General features: G+C 27.7%; 13 protein-coding genes. 1 reads left to right on the plus strand and 12 read right to left on the minus strand.

Annotated elements, in window-relative coordinates:
* Positions 1-222 precede the first annotated feature (222 nt).
* Positions 223-783 carry an NUDIX hydrolase gene (locus AAT22_RS14270; RefSeq protein WP_047001724.1) on the plus strand — a complete coding sequence of 187 codons (561 nt, stop codon included), beginning with the start codon at positions 223-225 and terminating at the stop codon, positions 781-783.
* Positions 784-932: 149 nt separating this feature from the next.
* On the opposite strand, the gene yedF is transcribed toward AAT22_RS14270, so the two are convergent.
* The 12 genes from yedF to AAT22_RS14320 all read right to left on the minus strand — a co-directional run bounded on the left by yedF (position 933) and on the right by AAT22_RS14320 (position 17,977).
* Positions 933-1,532: a sulfurtransferase-like selenium metabolism protein YedF gene (gene yedF, locus AAT22_RS14275; RefSeq protein ID WP_016209003.1), complete on the minus strand. Its 600-nt coding sequence runs from the start codon at positions 1,530-1,532 to the stop codon at positions 933-935.
* A gap of 153 nt (positions 1,533-1,685) precedes the next feature.
* Entirely contained in the window at positions 1,686-2,495 is an 810-nt protein-coding gene (yqeB, locus tag AAT22_RS14280; protein WP_047001725.1) for a selenium-dependent molybdenum cofactor biosynthesis protein YqeB, read from the minus strand.
* A 22-nt stretch (positions 2,496-2,517) separates the two neighbouring features.
* On the minus strand, positions 2,518-3,246 hold the full coding sequence (yqeC, locus tag AAT22_RS14285) for a selenium cofactor biosynthesis protein YqeC (protein WP_016209005.1): 729 nt from the start codon (positions 3,244-3,246) through the stop codon (positions 2,518-2,520).
* Between the two features lie 213 nt (positions 3,247-3,459).
* The gene (selD, locus tag AAT22_RS14290; protein ID WP_084820778.1) at positions 3,460-4,518 is read right to left on the minus strand and encodes a selenide, water dikinase SelD; all 1,059 of its coding nucleotides are present in this window, start codon (positions 4,516-4,518) and stop codon (positions 3,460-3,462) included.
* A 163-nt stretch (positions 4,519-4,681) separates the two neighbouring features.
* Positions 4,682-5,821, minus strand: coding sequence for a mechanosensitive ion channel family protein (locus tag AAT22_RS14295; protein ID WP_047001726.1), 1,140 nt, complete (start codon positions 5,819-5,821; stop codon positions 4,682-4,684).
* Positions 5,822-6,044: 223 nt separating this feature from the next.
* On the minus strand, positions 6,045-6,203 hold the full coding sequence (locus AAT22_RS18870; protein ID WP_084820779.1) for a DUF1540 domain-containing protein: 159 nt from the start codon (positions 6,201-6,203) through the stop codon (positions 6,045-6,047).
* A 128-nt stretch (positions 6,204-6,331) separates the two neighbouring features.
* Positions 6,332-6,937, minus strand: coding sequence for an NAD(P)H-dependent oxidoreductase (locus tag AAT22_RS14300; RefSeq protein WP_047001727.1), 606 nt, complete (start codon positions 6,935-6,937; stop codon positions 6,332-6,334).
* A gap of 655 nt (positions 6,938-7,592) precedes the next feature.
* Positions 7,593-8,000 (minus strand): hypothetical protein, encoded by a 408-nt coding sequence (locus AAT22_RS14305; protein ID WP_047001728.1) that lies wholly within the window; start codon positions 7,998-8,000, stop codon positions 7,593-7,595.
* Between the two features lies 1 nt (position 8,001).
* On the minus strand, positions 8,002-8,970 hold the full coding sequence (locus AAT22_RS18620) for an RHS repeat-associated core domain-containing protein (protein WP_052953971.1): 969 nt from the start codon (positions 8,968-8,970) through the stop codon (positions 8,002-8,004).
* Positions 8,971-9,371: 401 nt separating this feature from the next.
* On the minus strand, positions 9,372-9,494 hold the full coding sequence (locus tag AAT22_RS19570) for a hypothetical protein (RefSeq protein WP_278279876.1): 123 nt from the start codon (positions 9,492-9,494) through the stop codon (positions 9,372-9,374).
* Positions 9,495-9,583: 89 nt separating this feature from the next.
* Positions 9,584-10,255, minus strand: a complete 672-nt coding sequence (locus tag AAT22_RS14315; RefSeq protein WP_047001729.1) for a DUF2625 domain-containing protein — start codon at positions 10,253-10,255, stop codon at positions 9,584-9,586.
* A gap of 30 nt (positions 10,256-10,285) precedes the next feature.
* Positions 10,286-17,977, minus strand: coding sequence for a DNRLRE domain-containing protein (locus AAT22_RS14320; RefSeq protein WP_052953972.1), 7,692 nt, complete (start codon positions 17,975-17,977; stop codon positions 10,286-10,288).
* Between the last annotated feature and the right edge of the window lie 589 nt (positions 17,978-18,566).

The following is an 18,566-nucleotide window of genomic DNA, read 5'->3' on the forward strand; positions in this document are numbered from 1 at the left end:
CATATATTGCCTATGCTCATCATATAAAAAAGTAATTTCTCTGATTTCCATTCTAATAAAATTGGATTACCTTGCATCCCCATATTACATAAGATAAAATTAAACCATAAGAAATAAACACCTTTGTCAGAACTATGTAAACTAACATTACTATGTTTTGATAAGTAAAACTAAAATATTAATACTAATAACTATACATTAAAATTAAGGAGAATTTATTTTATGAATTGGATAGAAGAAATTAAAGAATATAAACCATATAATGAGCAAGAAGCTGCTGATAAAGAAGCTATTTTATTTTCAACAGATAATTTTGATAATCTTTTAACCAGAGAAAACCCCCTTGCTCATATAACAAGTTCTGGATATATAGTAAATAAAGATAAAACAAAAGTCCTTATGATTTATCATAATATCTATAATTCTTGGTCTTGGACTGGTGGGCATGCAGATGGAGATAGTGATTTGCTTTATGTTGCTATAAAAGAAGCAAAAGAAGAAACAGGAATTAAAAACATCAAGGCCTTAGATAATAAAATTTTCTCATTAGATGTTTTACCTGTACCTGCTCATATTAAAAGGGGTAAAAATATAGCTTCTCATTTACATTTATCAGTGGCTTATCTTTTAGAAGCTGATGAAAATGATGAACTTATTGTCAAAGAAGATGAAAATAGTGGAGTAAAATGGATTCCAATCGATGAAGTTGGAGTTTATTCAACGGAAGCTGATATGATTGTACTTTATGAAAAGTTTAATAAGAAAATAAAAGAAAAATATTAATAAATTTAATCAGTTCAGTACATAATTTTCAGTTTTTTAATACTATTTTAATACTTAGATAACAGGTAGCAAGTGTCACATTTATCCGTAAATATAACACTTGCTACCTGTTACTTGTTACCTTTCACCTAAGAAAATTGCCTTGCAATTTAAAGTTTTATAGTGTTTCCACTTTTATTCATTAAGTCTATAATTTGATACATATTTCCTATTTCTCCAACCTTAAGTTCTTCCTTTAAGTTGTAAAAATCAAGGCAAGCACCACAGCTTATTATGTTAACTCCTTTTTCCTTCATTGAATTTAAGCTATCTAAAACATCTGAACCAGTACAAGTTAACTTTACGCCACCATTTATAAACATTAAATTTTCTGGTAATACCTCTGCTTCTGCTAAAGTATTAATATATACTTTCATTAAGGTTTCACCTAGTTTATCATCTCCACTTCCAAGTAAATTTGATGAAACTAATATAGTTGGAGCTGAAGCTTTATTAACTACTAATTCTTCATAAACCTCTTCATTTATTTCTGTAAACTCGCCTCTTGATAATTGTATTTTGTACAATCCATTTTCTTCTTCAAAGCTACTATTTAACTTTAATCCTTTAGCTAATCTTAGTATATTATTTTTAGCTACCTCATTATCTACTATAACTAAAGTTTCCTTTGAATCATCTAAATCAAAATATTTTTTTGTTTTTATAACAGGCATAGGACACGCTAAGCCTTTACAGTCTATAATATTCATATTTACACCTCTTTTTATAATTTTAATATATTTTTTAATTGAAAGTTAATAATAAAGCTACTTCTTTATTTAGTGAACCATAAACAATTCATAGTTTCTTTTATAAAGTCACTTCTCATTAAAAAATTATTTAATAACTTTTTATTTTATATTTTAATTATTTAATTTTATATTTTTCATAATTAATAAAGCCTCCAATACGCCCCCGCCTATATTTCTTGCTTTATCTGAAATCGTAGTGTAATTTTCTATTTCCTTTAACCTTGGATCTACATCACCTATTTTTAATCCCTCATAAACATAACTACCATCTTTTATAAGTCCTCTTAATAATCCATCTATAGGTGATAGTATTTGTATATCATCAACTAAAGCTAAAATATCTCCCTTTTTCACTATATCACCTATTGCTTTTAAATTTTTTATTTTTCCATTTGCTTTGCTATATATTACTCTTTCTTTAGAATAACCAGCAATTTCACCAGGAGTTCCAGTATCCGGCATTGCATACCCTTTAAATATTAATCTTCCTAAATTATGACCTCTCATTGTTTCAACTACTATGTCTACATCAACTCCAGCATTAAATCCTGGCCCAAGTGCTATTGTTATTGGCGCCATATATTTATTGGTCCCTAAATTTTTTTTGGCTAATATTGCATCAATAACTGCTATTGGATTAACTTTTTTTATAAATTCTCCATTTTCATCTATAATTACTGGAACAAGTTTATTTTCAAAGGCTCTATTTATTTCTTCTAAATTATGAACATGTACAGCCTTTATTCCTTCAACTATATTTTCTCCACTATATATAGCTTCACTAAATGATACATTTCTTCTTATAGCTGTAGGCTTTTCTATTTCTAAAACTAATACATTAAATCCACTTCTATATAGCTTTTGTATTGTTCCTGATGCTATATCTCCTCCACCTCTTACTACTACAGTCCCTAAATCCATAGTTTTCCCCTCTTTCTTTTCTTCAAATTATAATTTTATAATATTTATCTTTTAAACTTCCAACTATAATTTTATTTATATACTTATTATTTCTTTTATTTATTTCAGAAATAAGTAGCCTTAAATCTTCTTCATTTACTTTATCTAATTTATTTAAAAATAACACTTTCTCTCCTTTAGAATATTTAAATAATCCATTTTCATTAAATATGATATTTATAAATTCCTCAATACCTATGTCATTTCCTATTTTGCAATTAGTAAGCTTTTGAAATTCTTTTAATCTGTGAACATTTTCATCATTTATTTTCATTCCTAAAGCCCCTAAACTTAAAACCCCTATTGTTATATTGGTTTCATTACAAATCACAGGTTCAGTGCTATTCCATCCCTTAATTTGTTTTCCTTTAGATCCATCAGCTTCTATTAATATATAATCAAAATTATCTACATATTTTGAAGCTTCCTCCTTTTCTATACCTATAAGTTTATTTTCATCATTAATGAATTTTCCATAAGCATATATACCATTAGCTTTATTATTCTTTATTGTATTATATTCTTCTCCTATAGCTATAAAATCTACTTCTTCTTTAGATGGACAGTATATTTTAGTAGTAGTTGACACCATAACCTTATTTTCATTTTTAAGTTCCTTTGCTAAAGTGTACATTAATGTAGTTTTACCACCTGCACCAACTATAGAAATAATAGACTTTTCTTCGATCTCTAAAATACTATTCAACTTCAATTCAAGCCACTCCCTAATTTATTCAGTTCACAGTGCACAATTCACAGTTCACAGTTTATGATGAAACTACTTCGTAGTTTCTGAAGTTTAAGTTATATCAACTCTTTGATTGTTGATATAAGAATTTCTTAATTCAGCAGAGCTGAATTATTTCCATAACTGTGAATTGTGCTTTGTTAACTGTGCACTAGAAAAATGCTTCGCATTTTATTACTATTTGACAGTTATCGCTTTTCCATTGCTTCCCTTTTTAACTACCTTACCTATTATCTCTGCTTTTATTTGACTTCTCTTATTTATATTTTCTAATAATTCATTAGCTTTGCTTTCTTCAACAGAAATTAATAGTCCACCTGATGTTTGCGGATCAAATAAAGCTAATCTAAGCTGTTCTGAAATCTCTTCACTAAAGTTAACCCATTTTTCAAAATATTTTTCATTAGAATATGCTCCACTTGGAAGGCAGTATTCTTTTATCAAATCCATTACTTTATTCATTATTGGTATTTTTTTACTATATATCTCTAATTCAATTTCACTCCCATTTGCCATTTCATATGCATGTCCAATAAAGCCAAATCCAGTTATATCAGTACATGAATTAACCCCTATTTTTTGCATTTCTTCTGAAGCTATTTTATTTAAGGTTGACATAACGATTGATGCTTCTAAAAATTCTTCTTCCTCAATAAAATCTATTTTTAAAGCTGTAGTTAAAACTCCTGTACCTAATGGTTTAGTTAAGATAAGTACATCTCCCTCTTTTGCGCCTGAATTTGTTACTACCTTTTTTGGATGAACTATACCTGTTACTGATACTCCATACTTTACTTCTTCATCTGTGATTGTATGCCCTCCAGCAATTGTAGCTCCTGCCTCTCTTATTTTTGCAGCTCCACCTTTCAATATTTCTGCCAATATTTCCGCTCCTATAGTTGCTGAAAAACAAGCTAAATTTAATGCAGTTAAAGGTTTTCCTCCCATGGCATAAACATCACTTAAAGCATTTGCTGCTGCAATTTGCCCAAATGTATATGGATCATTTGCAACTGGTGTGAAAAAATCTACAGTTTGAACTAAAGCTAGATCTTCTGATATCTTATAAACACCTGCATCATCAGATTTATCAAATCCAACAATTAAATTAGGATCTCTATCTTCTTTTTTAGCCTCTATATTGGATAATACATCTGCCAATTCTTCTGGAGTAAACTTACCAGCACATCCACATCTTTTTGATACCTGCATAAGCTTTTTATTATTTATGTTCATATCTTCACCTCATACACTATTTTTATATTATTCTTTAAGCTTTTATATAAATTGCAATAAAAATTTAACATTTAAGCAAAATACTTAATAATGATAATATAGTTTACTTAATAATTAAATTATACCACTAAATTTACAGAAAAAAATAGATAGGTATTTCTATCTATTTTCCTCTTTCCTCTTCAGTTATATTTCTTATAGATTCTAACTCTGTACATTCAGTTTCACAATTAGCGCCTCTATGCTCTAATCCATTGGTAAAATTAAATGTTAAAAACATTAGTTCCACATTTTCTTCTCTAAGTATTCTTAAAATCTCTATATTTATTTCTTGTTTTAGCTTTTCATAACATGTGTAATTTAACTCATTTGTATAAAAATAAATAAAAATTCCAAACCCATAACTTGATAATTCATTAAAGCTTACAATAATTAAATCTTTATCTATTTTTTCATGATTATTAAGTAACTCTTCAATTTTATTTAAGCAACTTTTTATTTTATCTATTTCTGTATCAAACTTTATAGTAAATTTAAAATGTATTCTTCTTAATTTTCTTTGAGTCCAATTAATAATATTTTCATTTGCTAACTTAGAATTTGGTACAGTTGCTACAGCCATAGAAAATGTTCTTATTTTTGTACTCCTAAATGTTATATCTTCAACTATTCCTTCAACTTGAGATGTTTGTATCCAATCTCCAATTGCAAAGGGTCTATCTAGTACTATTATCATCCCTCCAAATAAATTCGAAAAGGCATCTTGTGCCATTAAAGCAAAGGCAACTCCACTAATACCAAGCCCAGTAATAAATCCAGTAAACCCAAATTCTCTAGCTATTATACTTATTCCAATAACTATAATAATTAATCTTATTACTATAGAAATAAATGGAAATACTATAGTGTTTCCTCCACCATTTCTATGCATCCTTGTATATAAAAAAGAATTTTCTAAAGTTAAGTTGTATAAAAAATAGCACAACACTATTACTAAAAATATCTTTTTTAATCTATCACTTGTAACTGTATTAATGTTTAATCCATCAAAATCTATAATTTTTAATGATATATAGAAAGAATACAATGTTAGATATAATTTAATAGGCTTTTCTAGTGCTCTAAATAAAGTATCATCAACATAAGTTTTGGTCTTTTTTACTGCTCTAATTATATAATCAAATATTTTGGTTATTATATATTTGTTTATAATTATAGACAATGCCATAACTATAACTGCAATTAAGTATTTACTCATACTTATTTTAAATAATTTTGAAACAATATATTCTAATTCTTTCATAGTTCCCCCTAAAAGGATTTCTACAAAATGTTAAATATTATTTTTATAACATTTTTATATCAAATATTATTTTTACCTAGAAGTATTAATTTTATCCAAGTAATAAATTTGTTATTTATTTTTTATAATTTTTCTCACATAAAAAATAGAGAAAGCAAATCTGCTTTCTCTATTTTTATGGAATTTTTCATTACGATTAAAATAATAATATATTTTTATACTATTATTTTAATTCAAAAGAATTACAATCTGTACATTTTGGTTCTGTTGGATTTTTTTCATGAGTTCCAACTTCAATCATTGATAATGTACAATATCTTTCATTTGCATTATTGTACTTACATTGTTCAACTGTACATTTTATATTTGGATTTTTATTCATTATAATCACCACCTTACGAACTTATTATTTACTTTTAAATAGATACTATTCATAGAAAATAATAGATTTAAAGTGATGATATTCAATTATTCTTTCTAATCCTTTATTTCACATTAAATTTATGAAATTTAGAATTCCTTTGCAATTTCCTTTGCTTCTTCAATTGCTTTATTAACAATTGCTTCTACATCCATTCCTTGTACATCAAGATTTTCTGCTGCAACACTCTTAATATCCTTTACTCCAAAGAAGCCTAATATTGTTCTTAAGTATCTTTCTCCCATTTCAAATTGTGAAGTTACTGGGTTTGTATAATCTCCACCTCTTCCTGAAACTATAAGAGCTTTAGTAGCCTTACATATTCCAACTGGACCATTTGCAGTATATTTAAAAGTTATTCCAGTTACACTTGTATAATCAAAATAAGCTTTTACTATTGCTGGAACACCTAAATTCCACATTGGTGCTGCAATAACAATTTTATCAGCTTCTGCCATTTGATAAGCATATTTTAATATTGGGTGATTTTTACTTTCTTCAGTTTTTTCACCAAATACTGATTGCAAATCATCTAGTCTTAAAAAATCTATTTTTTCATTATATAAATCTAAAACTATAATTTCATCATTTGGATTATTCTTTTTATATTCTTCGATAAAACTATCTGATACTCTAAATGTTCTTGATTGTCCCTCTGGTTTAATATTTGCTTTTACATATAGTACTTTACTCATGTCTTCCTCCTAATTTCAATTAACGCATATAATCTGCATTTAATTTTGTATAATCTTATAATATAAATATTAAAGTATTTCAGAATATTTTTCAAGAATAATTATCAATTAATAATAATTATTTATTTTGTTTTTTATTCAATACTTAACAAATATATTGTTTCCCTTCTATATGCAAAATATTATAATAATTCACTAGTTTTAAAAGGGAACAGGGAACAGCTGTCAGGTAACAAGTAACATGTAGCAAGGAACAGGTGTCAGGTAACAGGGAACAAGTAGCAGGTAGTGTATAATTTAATTTGGATAAGCAAAATTATAAATGAAAAACTTATAGAGAAAATTATTAATGAATTTTTTATATTTTATACAAAAATAATCAGTCTATTATTAACCTCTTATTAATAGACTTTATGTTAAAATATAATATGAGTTTGTATAAAGCTCCTCTATTTTATCTATTAACTTATTTTACTTATATACATTATATTAAATCTAATAATTAATATATTACTAAAGCCAGATTCTAAAATATTAAATTTAATTAATCACTTTTAAGCTATTTCAGTCGAACTTAAACTAAATAGATTATGGTAATTCTATAATTCTAAAAAAACAAATTAAATATATTAAAAGTTGTCATATATATCGGAAATTATCCCCAATAATTCGAATATGGATCTACATACGAGTATCCATATTCTTTTTCAATTTCTTCTATATCCTTTATCACCTCAATATTTTTAATAGATTTTTTATTTTCTATTATCCATAAATAGATATTCTCTAATCCTAATCTACCAATTATTATAAAAATCAAATCCATTATTGGGTATGAGTCTAAATCAATTATTTTAAATAAATAATTCTCTAATTTATTTTTTAAAGGCTTTGAAATAAGCTCATGTGTATTCCATTGTATTTCTGATAATTCAACTAATTCTTCTAAAATCTCATCTATATTATAATAGCAATTTTCATAATAATTAAGAAATTCTTCAAAATATGATTCTAATTTTTCTGATGTTATATAAGCTGGTATATCTAAAAACTTTTTTTCCAATCTATTTTCCTCCTATTAGTGGAATATGTGTTAAATTACTCGGATTTTTTCTTGGATAAAAGTTTCCATCTAATCCTAACAATTTACCTCCCACTCTTATTTGAGCAGTCCAGCCACTTCCTGAATTAGACATATTACCAAATTTTGTAGCTGCAAATGAATCTGGTGAATGCCATTTCACTTCCATTTTAGTTCCATTAGCTGTGAAATTATATTTATATCCATCACTAATTGTACTTGATGGTTTAAATGTATTTGGAACTCCTTTTGGAACTAAACTTTTTAATGAACTTTCTGAAACTTTACCACCATTTAATGTTTGCCTTGCTGCAAATTGAGGATTGTATCCCGTTAATGATGTAGAGCCTGAACTTCCACCTGTAGCATTAGAAGGTACTGATGACGCCATAGATGCCAATGAAGCTGCAGCTAATCCTAAAGTCATTGCTGTATATCCCCAACTTGCTCCATATGAAACTGCATAAAGCCAATCAACTTTACCTGTTGCTTGCTTTTGCTTAACAGCACTATATATTGTCCCTGCTCCCCAAGCTACTAATCCACCTATCATTATTAATGTTGAAATAGCTATATTTCCACTTGGATCTTGTAAATTTACTGGATCATTCATACAATAGGAGAATAAATTATGTGACAACAATCCACCATCTCCAGTATATGAATCTGCATTAATAAATCTTCCCCACTCAGGATTATAGTATCTTGCATTTAAGTAATATAGTCCTGTTTCTGTATCATACCTATATCCCCTGTATCTATAAGGATTCTTTACTCCTACAGTATCTTTTAAACTTCCTTCTATTGATATAAGTTTACCCCATGTATCATAGCTATAACTTACTACTTCAGCACCACTTTTATCTATTAATCCTATTATATCACCTTGAAGATTTCTTATATAGTAGTATTCTCCATTTATACTTGAATCACTACTTCCTGAAATATTCATACTTACTAAGTTATTTGATGAATCATAAGTATAGTGTATTTTTTCATCATTTGTTATTTCTAATAATACTGAATCTCCACTTAGTATATAGCTAGTTTTTACTCCATTTACTGTTTTTTCTGTTCTTATTCCATTGTCATTATATTTGTAACTTATATTTTTATTGTTTCCTGTTATTGCTTTAAGTCTTCTTCCACCTTCCCAAGTGTAGGTGTATCCATCATAGGTTAGTATACTGCCTATAAATCATTACAATTAAAAGTTACCTTTTCCCCTTTAACCTTAAGTATCTTTTGAATTTCCCTACAAAATCTATTGTCATCATTGTTCTCCTTTTACTTGTTTTTCTAAAGGAAAAGAGCCAACGTTCTGAACATTAGCTCTTAATTTTAGTGTAATTATTAATATACATTTATTTTTTCTTTTAACTCTACTGAGATAATATTAATCTTGCTACAAATTAATATTATTATGAAGTAACTATCTACATCTAAATTAATACAAGCAGTAGATACATCAACCAATTATGACCTCTTATTATAAAGAACTATAAATTTAGCTAGATCTATTTGATATTAAGAAGATTTTCAAAATTATATTTGTAGGTCATATATTAATCAATACATAACTTCTTTCTGTTTTCAATTGTTAATTCCCATATTTCTTCAATTGGTATTGCTTTTCTAGAACGTTTCTCAATCTTCTCTCCCTCTGCCCATAAGAAAGGGTAAATAGAAAATCCTTCATCTCCAGAAATCTGTTGAAGTTCATCTTGCCATCCCGACCACCTAAAAGACTCATAAAATTTATTTATATTACCTACAAACGTCCAGTAGATAAATTCTGAAAATCTTAGTTCTAAATCCTCCCATTCTAACGTATCTGGAGCTAGATAAAATACATTACCAACAACACCACTAAGCTGTCCACCGTTTATTGCATAGAATCCGCCTAAAACATCATCTGCAACTAAAAGTGCACCACCTATTCTTGGATTTTCATTCTCAATATTTATCTTATTCCATACCGAAATGTCTCTCTTTAGCTTTCTTGATCCACTGCCTAGTATTCTTATCCAGCCATCTTGTATCAGTATTCCACCACAATTATATGCTATAGCACCTAAAACTGATTTTGTGGTAACCTGTAAATCATACAATACTCTTTCAGAATCCTCAATTGACGGTTGTAAGATTTCTACTTTATTGATAGCTTCCTTTAACCAATTATCAACTAGTTTCCAAGCCGATTCTTCATTATTAATTAATTCACTTAATTGCTTCATTTATTTCACTCTCTCCTTAATATATAAATTTTAATCCCCAATTCTTATTCGTACCCTTGCTCCATCAGGAAAAGCTCTCAATTTTTGTCCCATCCACGCGCCTGCTCCCCTATTATCAGAAGGAGCAATAGGTCTCACACTTGCTCCAGCTCCACCTTCTTTAAACATGGCAGGAGGGTATTCATCTAAATCCTTATCTTTTACCTTCGGTTTAGCTTTCAATGACTCTTTTCTATTAGATTTGGACTTACTTCTCTCAATTGTTAATTCATCTGGATGGCCACTTTTTATCGCATCTTCTACATGTTGTGCAGTCTCTGGATATTTACTTCTAGGTATTACGATTTCCACATCAACATCATCTGAATTGGATTGAACTTTTTCTGAATTCTTATTTGAAACCGTAGATGTATAGTATTTATACCCTGAGTATATTAAAAATCCTGTTGCTGCTACAAGAGCAACTCCAATGACTACTGGTGAAGAAACAACTGCCGTTATGGTACTTAATATTCCTGTCGCTACCTGCCCCAATAAAGGAAATGTTAAAGCAAACCAACTTCCACTTGGATCATGTAAATTCACTGGATTATTCAAACAATATGCAAACATGTTAGATGATAGTAATGTACCAACCTGACCTACATATTCATCAGCATTAATAAATCTTCCCCATTCAGGATTATAATATCTAGCATTTAAATAGTATAATCCAGTCTCGGTATCATACCTATAACCCCTATATCTATAAGGATTCTTTACTCCTATACTATCTTTTAAACTTCCTTCTATTGATATAAGTTTACCCCAGGTATCATAAGTATAACTTACTACTTCAGTACCATTTTTATCTATTAATCCTATTATATCACCTTGAAGATTTCTTATATAGTAATATTCTCCATTTATACTTGAATCACTATTTCCTGAAATATTCATACTTACTAGGTTATTTGATGAATCATAAGTATAGTGAATTTTTTCATCATTTGTTGTTTCTAATAATACTGAATCTCCACTTAGTATATAACTAGTTTTTACTCCATTTACTGTTTTTTCTGTTCTTATTCCGTTGTCATTATATTTGTAACTTATATTTTTATTGTTTCCTGTTATTGCTTTAAGTCTTCTTCCACCTTCCCAAGTGTAGGTGTATCCATCATAAGTTAGTGGATTTCCTATTGCATCATATGTTACTGCTTTTCCATCATAAGCTGTTAACTTATCCTTCCAATTTGCATCACCATATGAATAATTTATTGTTTTAGCTGCTGTTCCTAATGTTCCTGTTGTATAAGCATATTCCTTTTTAGATAATATGTTGCCTCCAGCATCGTATTCATAGGTTATTGTTTTATTTAGTGTTCCATTATCTTCTCTAACTAGTTCATTTAATTCATTATAAGTAAAGGTTGTTGTTTTTCCATTTTCAACTATACTCTTTATATTCTTAAGCTCATCATAGGAATATTGAATTTCTTTACTTCCATTTGTATAGCTTGAAACAAGATTTGTTTCCCTTTCTGGATATGCCCTTACATATGCAAGTTCAGTATTATAAGTTGTACTTCCTGTGTTTATAGCTTTTGTTCTTAATCTTCCTATTGCATCATAATTATAATTTATACTTGAACGTTCTCTTTGTTTATATAAATTAGCAATTTGTTCATCTGAAAGCCTGTCTGAACTATAAATAAAATTTTTTAAATATCCATTTAATTTATATCTATTAGGTACACTACTTCCTAAAGCTGTTGAAGCACCTACTATATCTTTAAAGTTCGCTAACGTACCACTTACTTTATCTAATTTATCTCCTTCCTTATCATAAACATACAATGTTACAGTAACTATTCCACTTGCATTGGTTTCCCAAGTCATTGCTGTATAGTACCATTTATTTCTTGTAATTGTTACATTACTTTGAACTATATTTGAGAAAACATTACTAGTATTTCTAGCAGATATTTTTACCTTACTATCTGAGTCAACATATAAGTTTAATATACTACTATTACTTGCATTTTCATTTCCTAACATCATTAAAGCATTGCTAGTATCCTTACTTATCATCCATAATCCTTGAGTACCTGAATTTTTACTTATTCCTAAGTTATATAATTGTGCCGAAGGCTCTGTTAACGTCATTTGATATGGTGTTGAGTATATAGATTCTTCAAGTTGAACTGCATCAAACCTAACTTTATCAAAACCACTAACCGCTGTTCTTACTATCACCCTTATCTTGGCTGTATTTTTAGGTATTGTTGCAGTTTCATAGATTTTTGTCCATTGATTTTCAGGTACATCCTTATTATAAGTCCAATATGCTCCAGAAATCTCCCTATTACTTGAATCAAGACATTGAATTGATAATTTTGGCGTAGCATTACCCATTTTTTTAGCATAAGCACTTATTGTATAGCTTTTGCTTGCTGTTAATACAGATGGTAATGTAATATCCTGATATGCAACAGCATTAGTACTTACTGAATTATCTAAATTATTTGAATAACTTTCTAATGCTTTTCCTCCAAATTCACCATCATTAACAATTCTCCAGCTTCCACCTAAACCAGTCCAGTCACCAAGCACCCAATTTGCTGAATTACTTTCAAATGAAGAATTATTTACTATAAGATTGTTTCCTTTTTTAAATGAAGCTAGCATAAAACTTCCATCATTATCTCGCTCATAAACTGGTGAACTTGAATAAGGATTTGTTCCCAATGATCCTACTAAACTTCCATTTAAGGAGAATGTCTCTAAGTTATTAGAATTTAAAGATGTATTATTATACATTATGCTTTTTATTTTGTTATCTTTATCATAGGCATATGATGTTTTAAAATTACTTAAGTTGCTGTAATTTTCTTCAAAATCACTTACATTATTATTTAAATCATAATTTATTTTAAATATATTATTATTGGAATCTGTTATTTTAGATAATCTATTAGAAAAATCATATAAATATCTTGTAGATATACCGCTAATATTATCCTTTTGTAATGCTAAGTTTCCATTACCATCATAATCATAAGTATATCTATTTTCTGTATCTCCATTAAATTTCTTTCCTATAATCCTATCTAACTTATCATATTGATATGTTACACTATGACCATTTCCATAGGTGCTTGAATCTAAGTTTCCAGTTGAAATATTAAAGTTATTAGTTATTAGCTTTTGACTTCCAACTAGTACTTCACTGTTATTTCCAGCCTTATCATAATTAAATGTATAATTAAATCCATTATGATTTATTGTTTTCACTCTATCGTCTTCGTAAGTATAAGAATTAGCTATTTCCTTTCCATCCACGGTTTTATAAGATTTTGTTAAAGCATTTGTATTTCTATCATAGTTATAGAAAGTGCTTGAATTTTTTGCATCTGTTATTGATGTAACATTTCCTGTAGAAATAGTTTTATTATTAAAAACTTCTGGAGTTTCATCATCATAACTATAGGTTATTTTATTTCCTATTTCATCTTTAATTGATCTTATATAATTCCCATCTTCTGTATATGAAGCTTCTGAACGGGTTTCAAAACTTCCTCCTGTTGTATATGATTTTATTGGATTACCATAAGAATCATATTCGAAGGAATAAACTATATTCTCTGCTGTTCTCGCTGTTTTTATATTATGCTTATCATCATAAGTATAATTATAATTATTTCCTTTTGGATCAGTGGTTTTTATTAAATCATTAGTTCCACTATATTCAAAAGTACTATTCTTTTCAGCTAAATCCTTAGTTGATACAACATTACCTTTACTATCATATTGATAGCTTGTACTAAATTCTTCCTTATATAATTGAAAATTATCAAAGTATACATTATTAGCATTTCTATAGTATAGTCCATAAATAACAACTCTTGTATAATCACTATCTGCAACCACTTTATCTGCTGCATATTGCCATTCATCCGTATCTTCATTAAATGGTATTACATACCACTGATAACTTCCATCAAGTCTTTGAAGTCCTAGATCTATAGCAAAACATCTATCATTTCTAAGTGGTACAGATTCACCTTTCGCCCAAGCTGCAGCTACAAAAACATCTCCTTTTTTACCTGATACAGGTATTGATTGATATATATTTTTATCCTTATTACTGAATCCGCCCATTTTATAAACTGTTTTTGAAGAATCTACATTAACTGGATATGTTGAATCAGTAGAATAAGCCAAAGCATTGCTATTATCATATCCACTCGCTGACCAATAGGTTGAATTTCCTTGGTTTCCGTTAGCTTTAAAACTAGGATTTTCTACTAAATTATATCTATTAGGTGTTATACCATTTTCAACTTGCAAGGAATCTATATAAACTGTACCTGTTCCCTCTATAATTCCAGCTCTTAAATATACAGAATTTGAAGCTGCATCACTTGGCAAAGTAAATGTAACACTTAATCTTTCCCAATTACTTGAACCCTGTAAAAATTCACTTTCTACAGTACTATAACTTCCATCCTTATTTTGATAATTTACAAATATTCCTGCACCTTTTTTCAATGCAGATGAAATATTTTTTGATTTCACATATGCAGAAAAAGTATAAGTTTTTCCTTTTTCTAAAATAGTAGTTTGGTTAAAAAATGATCTTGAATCTATATTATTTTTAGTTACTTTTAATGAATTATTTCCTAAGTATTTTTCTTCAGTAGTAAATTCACCTTTTCCTTGTGAGTTTCCCCAATAATCATAATTCCATTGAGTATTAACTACCTCACAGTTATGATTTAATAAATAGTTTGTAACTGTATTTTGTAATTTGGAATTGCTTTGTAACTTATTTACATTGCTAATTTCTCCATACTTATAATATGTTCCATTTCCATTTGCATCTATAACAGATGTAGTATTCCCCCAATTATTAAATTGATATACTTCTTTTCTTCCTTGTAAATCTTTAAATGTAGTTGTATTATAGCCATAATTTATTGTTAATGATTTTCCTGTAGTTCCATCATTAAAAACTTCATAAGATTTAGAAACCTTTGAATCAATTCCTGAAGTATACTCATATTTAACTTTATATCCATCATAGTTTTGAGCTTCTATTAATCTATCACTAGAATCATAATTTATAACGGATAACTTATTATCTGGATATCTTATTAAATTTAACTGAACACCTTTATATCCAAAACTTATTTTTCTTCCGCTTGAATCGGTTATTCCAACTAGATATCCATTATCTAATAAATCTAAGGTTGTTCTTCTACCTACCCCATCAACTATATATTTTAATTTAGGACCTTCGTACTGCAATGTCATGGTATTTTTATTAGTATCTTCTATCTTATAAAGATAACCGCTTGCCGTAAACATATACTTATTATCTTTTTTATCCTTTATTAAATACCCTTTATCATATCCATTATTATAATTTAGCTCTATAGTCAAATCTAATCCTGATACATCCTTGTATTTACCAGAGGATGATTCATATTTAAAGTAATGCTCTGTTCCATCTGAATCAATATATTTATAGTAATCTTCTCCTGATACATTTACTTTAACTATTCGTTGACTAAGATTTAATCTCCACCCATTTCCAAACCCTAATACACTGCCATTAGTATCTGTATTATTTTTTTGTTTACTATTATATATAAGAGAAATATTAACAGGCATCCTATTGCCAGAGTCTGATATCAAAGGTTGTTCAAATACTAAGTTACCATTGTAATCATTAATATATCCTGTTCCAAGCCTTCCTACATCTTGTGAATGGTATGTCCAATAACTTTCTAATCCTGAATTATTTATATAATTATATTGTATAACTGGTCTATAATCTCTATAAGCATCATGCATATCTGAAGACCAAAATATAGCATCTGAAATAGACTCATCATTGCTCTTAAGCATCAATCCATTATTTACTCCGCTAGTGTACCATTCCTTTACAATCCTTGTAATGTCAAAAGAAACCCATTTATCTTCTCCACTAACTATTTCATAATCTTCTATTCTATTGTTATAGGAAGGCATATTACTCCATAATAAATTTCCATATACATATCCATTAGATGCAGATGTTGAATATTGGCTAGTTACTTTATGAACATTAACTTGATTAGCTGATGGAGCATTATATAAAACTAAATTCATATATGCACCTGTTATTGTATTTGCTGTATCAAATGTAGGTATATTAAATTTTAAATAACTTCTTGTTATACTTCCATAATTATTTCCAACCCTTAAAAATTGATTATCATATTTGTTTTCAGAATCATTTTGCCTGACAAAGGTATCAAAGATATCTGTTCTAACTTGGCTAGTATTTACAATAGGATCAATTACTACTGGGTATGTCCTATCTTTACTATTGATCCAATCTATATCAGCAATTAATTTTAATTTATATCCTTCTTTTGTTTCTTCAAATTCTAATTTAATATCTCTACTATCGTCACCCTTTTTATCATACATATAAGGTTTTTCCATAGAAAATACTTCTTTTTCTTGATTTTTAACATCATAAAATTTAATCCCATTTTCATTTTGCTTTGCTATAAGATTCTTTGTATTTATACTAAATTCAAATTCAGCACTATCTGCTTTATCATTTATTATTATATTTTCCTTTACAATATTTGAATCTACAGTGTAGTTTAAATCAATATTCTTAAATATATTCTTGTAGTTAACTCCCGTTGAAATATTCTCTAATGTTTTCTTTTCCTCATTTACCCTTATTACTTTTTTATCCTTTTCTATTTTTTCTTTGCTTCCACTTTTATTTTTATTATTTTCATTTATTTTTCTTTCTACTATTTCTTCAATTTCTTCATTAATGCTATTATTATCTTTTATAACATTTTCATATTTAACAGGGTTTGCATTTTCAATTCCCCAAGAAATCTCATAGCCATCTTTAAAGATATTGATTAACTTTTTAGAATCTGAGTATTTTGAAATACTTACTGTAAAATCATTATTTTTATTTGTTAATATATTATTTACTTCATTTTGCCTTATTTTTTTACTAGCATCTATTTTATCTTTATTTTTTGCTTCAATTTTATTATCCTTATTTAAATTTTCTTCATTTTTGCTTTTTTCAATTTCCTTAATTTTATTTTTATCATCAGAATTTAAATTATTATCCCCTGTATTTAAATTATTATCTTCAGTATTTAAACTCTTATCCTCACTATTTAACTTCTTATCTTGACTATTTAAGTTACTATCTTCTTCGCTATTTTTCTTTTGTTCACTAGCGTAATTGTTAGTTGGTTCTTCTTTTTCACCTTCTATTGAATTCTCTTGTTCCTTATTATCAATAACTGATTCTTCATTTAATTTATCTTCATTTTTTGTAGGCTCTATTTTATTATTAGTATTTAAATTTTCTTCTTTTTCATCTAACTCTTTTAATTCCTTATCTAGTTCTTCTTTTAAACTGTTATCGATTTCAACCCACTTATCACCATCTTTATAGTGAATTGGCTTGTTATACACTACAGCTTCATAAGTACCGTCACTTTTTAAAAATTGTTTTGAATATTCTTCTCTAAGTTCTTCAATTTCTTTTACTATACTTGCTTCTTCTTTTACACTCTTATCTTCACTAACCATAGTATTTAACTTATCATCTGCAAATACAGTTTTGTCAATCGATGGTAATAATGTTACCCCCAAAGTTATTACCAAAAATATTGCAATTTTCTTAAAATAATGTTTTGTCATATTTCCTCCTATTATTTACCCTTAATTTACATTTTCAAACATTTATTTGCATATTCAATTATAACTTGAATATTTTACATAATAAATATATTTTATACACCTTTTTCCTTGCTTTTTCGACCATATAATACGGCAATTTTCATTGTAAAATTTATATCCATTAAACATTTTATGGATATAATACCGTCATTTATAATTTTATTATAAATAGAAAAACCCATAGAATAGACTTTTTTATCGTGTCTACTCTATAGGTTAGATTTTAATTTAAATAAAATTCATTGCTAGAAAAACCAACTCAAATTGATTTAAATTGCGAAGCAATTTATAAATGAAAGAATGAAAAAATTAAAAAATGAAAGAATTAAGGTGCTTTGCTGTGCAAAACTTAAACTATGTGCGAGGCATTGAATACTTAGTAAAGTTGGGTGTAACGATAACTGAACTTAGTATGAAAGCCCATCTAACGAAGCTTGCCTGAAGTAGATGTACATATCTTTTTTAAAATCCCTTAAGGATTTTCCCCATAACTTAACTTTTTCATCCTTAATTTTAAGTTTATAACTTGTTACCTGTTACCTTATCCAAA

It is taken from the genome of Clostridium sp. C8 (genome assembly GCF_001010885.1).
GTDB lineage: Bacteria > Bacillota > Clostridia > Clostridiales > Clostridiaceae > Clostridium > Clostridium sartagoforme.

Bases quoted from the DNA above. Each gene is read 5' to 3' on its own strand.
- AAT22_RS14270 (WP_047001724.1), top strand. From the start codon at position 223: ATGAATTGGATAGAAGAAATTAAAGAATATAAACCATATAATGAGCAA.
- yedF (WP_016209003.1), bottom strand. From the start codon at position 1,532: ATGAATATTATAGACTGTAAAGGCTTAGCGTGTCCTATGCCTGTTATA.
- yqeB (WP_047001725.1), bottom strand. From the start codon at position 2,495: ATGGATTTAGGGACTGTAGTAGTAAGAGGTGGAGGAGATATAGCATCA.
- selD (WP_084820778.1), bottom strand. From the start codon at position 4,518: ATGAACATAAATAATAAAAAGCTTATGCAGGTATCAAAAAGATGTGGA.
- AAT22_RS14295 (WP_047001726.1), bottom strand. From the start codon at position 5,821: ATGAAAGAATTAGAATATATTGTTTCAAAATTATTTAAAATAAGTATG.
- AAT22_RS18870 (WP_084820779.1), bottom strand. From the start codon at position 6,203: ATGAATAAAAATCCAAATATAAAATGTACAGTTGAACAATGTAAGTAC.
- AAT22_RS14300 (WP_047001727.1), bottom strand. From the start codon at position 6,937: ATGAGTAAAGTACTATATGTAAAAGCAAATATTAAACCAGAGGGACAA.
- AAT22_RS18620 (WP_052953971.1), bottom strand. From the start codon at position 8,970: ATGAATATTTCAGGAAGTAGTGATTCAAGTATAAATGGAGAATACTAC.
- AAT22_RS14315 (WP_047001729.1), bottom strand. From the start codon at position 10,255: ATGAAGCAATTAAGTGAATTAATTAATAATGAAGAATCGGCTTGGAAA.
- AAT22_RS14320 (WP_052953972.1), bottom strand. From the start codon at position 17,977: ATGACAAAACATTATTTTAAGAAAATTGCAATATTTTTGGTAATAACT.